The sequence below is a fragment of the Paenibacillus sp. VTT E-133280 genome (genome assembly GCF_002264385.1).
Taxonomy (GTDB): Bacteria; Bacillota; Bacilli; order Paenibacillales; family Paenibacillaceae; genus Paenibacillus_AQ; species Paenibacillus_AQ nitricinens.
In genome coordinates this window covers 20753-28255 of record NZ_NFUX01000084.1, presented here as the reverse complement: position 1 = coordinate 28255, position 7503 = coordinate 20753, and the positions used below count along the sequence as shown (strand labels likewise).

The following is a 7503-nucleotide window of genomic DNA, read 5'->3' as shown; positions in this document are numbered from 1 at the left end:
ATCTGAGGATAACAGCGATCGGAAGTCCAATATTCCTTGGAGTGACCCATTCCAATAATCAGGGTTAACAAACTCGGAGATAGCAGACAGTCCGATAACTCCCAAATTTACTCAAGACCCTTCATATTTACCGCCATTCGGCATTTTTCAGAAGCAAATCATGCTTTCGTAAAACCCTTTAAAGGAGGAATAACTTGTGGCAGGCACCATCCCACTCCAAGCCCCCCGGCTGCAAAAGAATACGTCCTCGCCAGCGACAACGGAAACCAAGGCTGTAAAATGGGTATTGATCGGAGCTGCTGGCCTAGTCCTTTTTTGGCTGATTGCCTTGCCTTTGATTGTAGTGCTGACAGAGGCGCTGAAAAAGGGCTGGGACGTATATATAGCTGCTCTGACCGATCCAGATGCCCGCTCCGCGCTGCGGCTGACGTTGCTTGTTGCAGCGATCACTGTTCCACTGAATACCTTTTTTGGCGTAGCGGCTGCATGGGCAGTAACCAAGTTTCGTTTTCGAGGCAAAGGGTTTCTCATTACCTTGATTGATCTCCCCTTTGCAGTATCGCCTGTCATCGGCGGTCTGATCTTTGTGCTCGTCTTCGGCGCTAACGGTTGGTTTGGCCCTTGGCTGAGCGCCCATGATATCAAGATCGTATTTGCGCTTCCAGGCATAGTGTTGGCCACACTGTTTGTTACCTTTCCTTTTGTGGCGCGTGAGTTGATACCACTGATGGAGGATCAAGGGACACAGGAGGAAGAGGCAGCGATAACCCTCGGAGCACATGGGTGGCAAATCTTTTTCAGAGTCACGCTTCCTAATATTAAATGGGGGTTATTATACGGCATTATTTTGTGTAATGCGCGGGCCATGGGCGAGTTCGGTGCAGTCTCAGTCGTGTCTGGTCATATACGTGGGGAGACAAATACACTGCCGCTGCATGTCGAGATTTTGTACAATGAGTATCAATTTTCAGCCTCTTTTGCAGTAGCTTCTCTGCTCCTGTTGTTGGCTTTGGTGACGATGATTATTAAAAGCTGGTTATCACGAAAAAATGCCCATTGACAGTACTTTTGGTTCCGTGCTAAGTTAATTCATAGTATACTGGTTGGTAATAACGGAATTATGAAATTTAGGCGGATATAATCCTTTGGATGGGGAAAGGGAGGCTAGGGAATGGCTAAACCGCTGAAAGTGGATGATTTATGGCTTACGCGGATTGCAGGGCTTCTGGATGATATGGAATTTGGCTCCTTGCACATCGTGGTGCATGAAGGTCAGATTGTTCAGATGGAGCGTACGGAACGCAAACGTTTTGAGAATGGCAATGGCAACGCAAATGGGCGTTACATTAATGAGAGTGGAACCCGGCGGGCCGATTCCCAATCGGCAGGACGTTGATGCAATCTCGGGCAATCATAAAGGGATCAATTATCTTTCTGGATTAAAATTATGGAGTTGCCTCAGCAGCCTTGAAATCCCTGCTGGGGCAACTCCTCTGTTTTTTGATACAAAACACCGCTTGGACTCAGAAGACTCTAAACGCAGTTTTTTGCACATTTGGCATGCTAACGAACCTATAATCGCTATTGGCTTGAAAAACACCAAATAGGTAGCTCTTTTTAATGAATAGCAGCAGTGGAGAAGACAGAGCAGCGATTCTTCCGAACATGGAGAAACGCTGCTCTGTTCTCTTTTCACCAAGCAAGCGACCGACGATACAAGCAGTTTTTTAATAACGAGGGGCTTGGCGTGAGGCGGACACACCCTCCATCAGCAGTACGAGCGCAGTGACGCCGTGCATAATCCAGCCTAGGATAGGGATGAACGCTAAAATCGAGGTGATGATACCTAGAACGTTTCCGACGATGGGTCTCCGCTCTCTTTGCAATATAACGATAGCTACTGCGTGTAGCAAAAAGGCAATGGCAAGTGGGACCCAACCATTAGCGATGATAAAGAGTCCACCGATCAACGGCAGAGCCAGAAAGGCTTCATACAGGCATGTTCCCCATTTGAACAGCTTGGCTACAGGAGACATTATGCTTCACCATCCCTTTTAGAGTATTGTTATAAATACTATTCCACACAGTGAGTAATAGGATTCAAGAATATAATACTTACCACTTTGTTGGATGTGTCTGTTTGCTTTATTTTTACTTAATGGTTAACAGATCGGTTCAACCCAACGAAGCCGGCGAGTCTTGCCTGTGTACCATAGAGTCGTATATAGTTGGTACAGCAATGCTGAACGGTGTTAAGCTTGGTTTATCGTGTAAAGCTAGGAGGTGAACGGTATGGGGAGAACAGGAAAGCTAAATATACGTCATGAATGTCCTTCAGTGGAACAGTATTTAGCGCTGAGAAAAGAGGCTGGACTGAGTGCAATGAGCTCCGAAGGGGCTGCAATAGGGCTGCCTCGTTCTATTTTTGCGGTAACCTTGTACGAGGAGAATACCTTAATCGGGATGGGAAGGGTGATCGGCGATGGGGGATGTTTTTTTCAGGTCACGGATATCGCAGTGAAGCCTTCATATCAGGGGCGCGGTTTAGGGAAATTGATCATGGGGGAAATCAGGGAGTTCCTTTATACTGTACCGGGCAATTCCTATGTAAGTCTGATTGCAGATGGGGAAGCTTCTAAATTATATGCACAATATGGCTTTGAACCGGTCATGCCACGTTCTCAGGGAATGTTTTTGCGTCGTTAATGCGAGTACATGCTACTTAGTAGAGAGTGCCCCTTGTATTGGTTAAGGGGTTTTTCGTTTGGAAGTTAACTTGTGGGGATTTTGATTTCAAGTAGACCTCATGGGATTAATAATGATTAAAGGTTGTAAGGGAAAGCTACAGAGACGAGTATTAAAAAATATAAAAAATAGGAAGGTCGTACGCTGGCCTTACCCGGAAAAAGTGAGGAAAAAACAGATGGATGTTGTAGTATTGGGTGCATCAGGAACGATTGGAAAGGCGATTGTACAGGAGGCTTTAAAAAGAAAACATGAGGTAACAGCTGCGGTACGGAATCCAGAATCAATAACCCTTGAACATGAACGTCTGCATATCACAACTGTAGATGTTCTAAATCCTGCTTCAGTTGCGGCTGCGGTCCGTGGACATGAAGAGGTAATCAGTGCATACGGTCCAGTACCCGGCCAAGAGAAGAATCTGATAACAGCTGCTAAGGCAATTGTAGAGGGAATGCAAGAAGCTGGGCTAAATCGACTGCTGGTTGTGGGTGGTGCAGGTAGTTTGAAGACTGAAACTGGAGAGCTATTGATGGATACGGCAGACTTCCCAGCTGAGATTAGACCATTGGCAGAAGCCCATGCGGAAGCCTATGAAATTTACAAAAATACAGAACTGGATTATACGTATGCCAGTCCTGCTGCGGTAGTTCATTCAGGTCGACGTACAGGCCAATTCCGCATTGGACTCGACCGTCTCGTTTTTGATGAGAATGGCGAAAGTATAATCAGTGTAGAGGATTTTGCTGTTGCTATGGTGGACGAGCTGGAGGAAGGGAATTTTAGCCGGACGAGATTTACTGTAGCGTATTGATATTAAGCTAGATGTGGATTGAAGTGTAGCGGAAAGGGGCCGAACCATGTATCTGGTAACTGCTGAGCAAATGCGGCGGCTGGACGGAGAAACGATTCAGCGGCTGGGGATTCCAGCTATTGCGCTGATGGAGAATGCGGGAAGAGTGATCGCAGAGGAGATCGTTGCACTGTGCCGGCGGAGAGGTGGAGAGGGCTGCAGAAATGCAGCCGGATGGGAAGACGCTGGGAAGGATGCCGCGCTGGCTGGCGCGGCATTTCAGGTCAGCGCAGATCATGCGCTGACCCTGGACAATGCCGCCGCCGAGCGATGGTTCATCCTCGTCGGCAAAGGCAACAACGGCGGCGATGGCCTCGCCGCCGCACGGTATCTTCGCGAGACTGGCATCGCCGTCACGCTCGTTTATGCGGTGCCGCCGGAGTCGCTCTCCGGCGAGGCCGCCCTGCAGCGCGATGCGGCTGCAGCCATGGGTCTCCCTGCCGTGGTGTACGGCAGGGATCGGCTGGACCTTGCCGAGTGCAGCGGCATCTTGGATGCGCTGCTCGGCACTGGCGCCGCGGGAGCCCCGCGCGGCGCCTATGCCGAGCTGATTGCCGCAGCGAACAGCAGCGGCAAAGTGATCGTGTCCGCGGACATCCCGAGTGGTCTGAACGCGGACACGGGTGAGACGCATGAGCCTTGCATTCATGCGTCGGTGACGGTTTGCCTCGCGTTTCTCAAGCGAGGCCTCCTGCAGTACCCCGGCGCTAGCGCTGCGGGGCAGGTGAAGGTCCGGGCCATCGGTATTCCTACTGCGTTGGCCCCTGAAAGCGGTGTGCAGGTTCACCTGCTGACACCGGAAGTGCTGCATGCCCATCTGGGCGTAGATCTGGCCCGCCGGCGTTCGCCTGAAGGCCATAAGGGGACTTATGGGCATGTCCTTCTTGTTGCCGGCACCTTAAGAATGAGCGGTGCCGGCCTGCTCTCTGCCCGTGCTGCGCTCCGGGCAGGCTGCGGATTAGTGACATGGGCGCTTCCGCAGAAGCTCTTGCCCTGTATCATCGGTTCTGCCCCTGAACTCATGCTAGCCGATGTTGAGGGTAATGAAGATGGAAGCTGGCAAGCAGGGAGCGTTTCAGAGCTACTGAAGCTAAGTAAAGAGCGAGATGTTCTAGCCATTGGTCCCGGTCTTGGTCGATTCGAGGCGGATACAGAATGGCTTCGCAATCTCTGGGAAGGGACGGATTGTCCTCTGGTGATCGATGCGGATGCTTTAAATATATTAGCTGACGCTGATTACAAGAGCTGGGCAAGTAGACGCCATCCGGTGATTCTGACGCCTCATCCAGGCGAGATGGCCCGTCTTGCTAGTATAACAATAGCTCAGGTGCAACGGGACCGCATCAGTCTGGCTATGGGATATGCGAAAGAGCATGGGGTTACGCTTGTATTAAAAGGAGCCCATACGGTAATAGCAACGCCTGAAGGACAAGCATATGTAAACACCACAGGCCATCCCGGCATGGGCACTGGTGGAGCCGGTGATGTGCTAACGGGCATCATTTCCAGCCTGCTGGCTCAGGGATTGAATGAGGCGCAGGCAGCAGCTTTTGGTGTATATCTACACGGATTAGCCGGGGAGAGAGCCGCCCGTCAGCGGAATAATCCAGCGGGTATCATTGCCGGTGATATCATAGAAGCACTCTGAGCGCAGCTTATAACAACAGTAAGCAGAGCAGCGGTAGAAAAAGTGCAAACACTGGCAGTAACAGAGGGGAACGCTCTACACCCAGTTGCGTCACTCGTAGCAGCAACAGTCCCAAAATTCCAGCCAGGCCCCATAGCAGTAGCTCTGCACCTTGTTCTGCTGCCAGCCATAGACCTGCACCGAAACCTGCGGCTACGTATACAACAAGGGAAACGATGTGGGATGTGGAACGCAGGAGGCGCAGCAGAACATCGGCTACCAGTGCGGCTGGCAGTCCATAAGCGTAAATCGCATAGGGGATCGAAAGAGGCCAACCCTCAGGTATGCCGTTATGTTGTGGAAACCCAAGCATAAGTAAGGAGATAAGGACGTATGTTAGCCCTGCGCAGGCTAATTTTGTTAAGGCATACATGCCACTTGTTAAACGGACAGAAGGAATATCATAATCGGGCATCTTATTCATAGGTATACATTCCTCTCGTGGTGTATTGTGTATCAGCTGGTGACCATATCTCCACCGTTGACATGTATACATGTCCCGGTAACATATGAAGAATCAGGGCCCGCTAAAAAGAGATATGCTCCTGCTAGCTCATAAGGCTGTGCAGCACGTTTAAAAGGTGTATCTGTACCAAAGATACTAACTTCCTCTGCAGAGTAGCTTGAGGGAATCAGTGGGGTCCATACCGGACCGGGAGCTACACTGTTGACGCGGATGCCAGCGTCTACGAGAGACAAGGCTAAAGAGCGGGTAAAAGAGACCACCGCCCCTTTGGTGGAGGAATAATCTATGAGCTCTTTATTTCCTTGATAGGCAGTAATGGAAGCGGTATTAATGATGGATGCACCTTTTTTAAAATGTGGAAGTGCGGCTTGTGTGAGATAAAAGAATGGGAAGATATTCGTCTGAAACGTCTGGTACAATTGCTCTTCTGTAATATCCAAAATACTTTTCTGGGGATATTGGACCCCGTGATTATTGACCAGAATGTCCAGCTTGCCGAAGGTGCGGATCGTATACTCCACAGCCCTGAAGCAATTCTCCTTATGGCGTAAATCAACTTCAATCCTTAAACAGCGTTGCCCTAATTCTTCGATCCGCTTTTGAGTGACTTCTGCATCTGAGGCTTCGTATAAATAAGCTATAGCAATGTCTGCACCTTCTTTGGCAAAAGCAATGGCTGCCGCTTTCCCAATTCCGCTGTCGCCTCCGGTGATGAGTGCAACCTTTCCCTTCAGTTTTCCACTGCCCATAATTTCAGGGTTTTCACTGATGGGACGAGGATTCATCAGACTTTCCAGGCCCGGCTGACGATCTTGATGCTGTGGAGGAAAAGCAATAGGCTGCTCTTTACATACTGTCCGCTCCCCATAATAGGGGTAGATGGGATTCATTTTTTTGAAATACCCTCCTTGCATTCTATCTTCCGTATATTTCTATGCATGCGCCCAGAAAAGCGTGCGCTGTCATCAATACATACATATGCGTTTATAAACCCGAGTCGGAGGAGGCGCTTGTCCAGAATGAATGATTGGCGAAATGTTGATTATTTGATTCATGGAACCGCGGTTCAGAAAGAGGTCTATAACCTTCTTTTAGAGCTGGATATTATGAATTTGCTAACAGACTATAACCCTTTGTTGGTTGGGACAATACCGCTTGGAATTCAAGTGGAGGGCAGCGATTTGGATATCATTTGTGAGGTTTATGATCCTATGAAGTTTAAAGCGCTAGTTGTTCGATATTTTGGAGCCATGGAGGGGTTTGTTAGCGAATCACGAGTGGTTCAAGGCATTCCTCGAACGAAAATTAACTTTATGGTAAAGGGCTGGCCTATCGAACTGTTTGGACAGCCGAGGCGAACGGAGCTCCAGAATGGTTATTTGCATATGATCGTTGAAGCTGAAATTTTAGCTCAGATGGATGATGATTTTCGCGAACGAATCATTCTTTTAAAATCAAGCGGATGGAAAACAGAGCCTGCCTTTGCGAAAGCTATGGGATTAGAGGACGATCCTTACGAAGCGCTGCTGGAGCTGGAAAAGCTTCCTCGGAGCACACTTCATGCTTTATGCCATGCTGTTCAAGCGAGGGAACAAGTATGATTTATAGGAAAATGGTTGCGGATAATTATGAAGCTGCTTATCAGCTGTGGGAGCATACTGAGGCAGTATATAGGTGGAATTATGCTGTATTCTCAGGATATCTTGTGATACTCAGGACAAAATAGAAAATACTCCCCTCCCTCTGAATACGCAA

The 7503-nt window shown here is 49.0% G+C and carries 9 protein-coding genes; 6 read left to right on the top strand and 3 right to left on the bottom strand.

Going from position 1 to position 7503, the window contains the following annotated elements:
• Positions 1 to 196 precede the first annotated feature (196 nt).
• Both cysW and CA600_RS26805 read left to right on the top strand, forming a co-directional pair.
• Complete coding sequence (gene cysW, locus CA600_RS26810; RefSeq protein WP_042184404.1) at positions 197 to 1060, top strand: sulfate ABC transporter permease subunit CysW; 864 nt, start codon at positions 197 to 199, stop codon at positions 1058 to 1060.
• Positions 1061 to 1171: 111 nt separating this feature from the next.
• A complete protein-coding gene (locus tag CA600_RS26805) occupies positions 1172 to 1396 on the top strand; it encodes a YezD family protein (RefSeq protein ID WP_042184406.1) in 225 nt (74 codons plus the stop codon).
• Positions 1397 to 1727: 331 nt separating this feature from the next.
• Here the strand turns inward: CA600_RS26805 and CA600_RS26800 are convergent, their stop codons facing one another.
• Entirely contained in the window at positions 1728 to 2036 is a 309-nt protein-coding gene (locus CA600_RS26800) for a hypothetical protein (RefSeq protein ID WP_094874205.1), read from the bottom strand.
• A 256-nt stretch (positions 2037 to 2292) separates the two neighbouring features.
• Here CA600_RS26800 and CA600_RS26795 point away from each other — a divergent pair, with 256 nt between their 5' ends.
• From CA600_RS26795 to CA600_RS26785, 3 genes are all read left to right on the top strand, one after another.
• Positions 2293 to 2706, top strand: coding sequence for a GNAT family N-acetyltransferase (locus CA600_RS26795; RefSeq protein WP_094874204.1), 414 nt, complete (start codon positions 2293 to 2295; stop codon positions 2704 to 2706).
• 217 nt (positions 2707 to 2923) lie between these two features.
• Positions 2924 to 3556, top strand: a complete 633-nt coding sequence (locus tag CA600_RS26790) for an NAD(P)-dependent oxidoreductase (RefSeq protein WP_094874203.1) — start codon at positions 2924 to 2926, stop codon at positions 3554 to 3556.
• A gap of 46 nt (positions 3557 to 3602) precedes the next feature.
• Positions 3603 to 5243 (top strand): NAD(P)H-hydrate dehydratase, encoded by a 1641-nt coding sequence (locus CA600_RS26785; RefSeq protein WP_094874202.1) that lies wholly within the window; start codon positions 3603 to 3605, stop codon positions 5241 to 5243.
• Positions 5244 to 5250: 7 nt separating this feature from the next.
• Here the strand turns inward: CA600_RS26785 and CA600_RS26780 are convergent, their stop codons facing one another.
• On the bottom strand, positions 5251 to 5706 hold the full coding sequence (locus CA600_RS26780) for a hypothetical protein (RefSeq protein WP_094874201.1): 456 nt from the start codon (positions 5704 to 5706) through the stop codon (positions 5251 to 5253).
• A 32-nt stretch (positions 5707 to 5738) separates the two neighbouring features.
• Positions 5739 to 6638 (bottom strand): SDR family oxidoreductase, encoded by a 900-nt coding sequence (locus tag CA600_RS26775; RefSeq protein WP_094874200.1) that lies wholly within the window; start codon positions 6636 to 6638, stop codon positions 5739 to 5741.
• 129 nt (positions 6639 to 6767) lie between these two features.
• On the opposite strand from CA600_RS26775, the gene CA600_RS26770 reads away from it, so the two are divergent.
• On the top strand, positions 6768 to 7349 hold the full coding sequence (locus tag CA600_RS26770; protein ID WP_094874199.1) for a DUF4269 domain-containing protein: 582 nt from the start codon (positions 6768 to 6770) through the stop codon (positions 7347 to 7349).
• Positions 7350 to 7503: the final 154 nt, after the last annotated feature.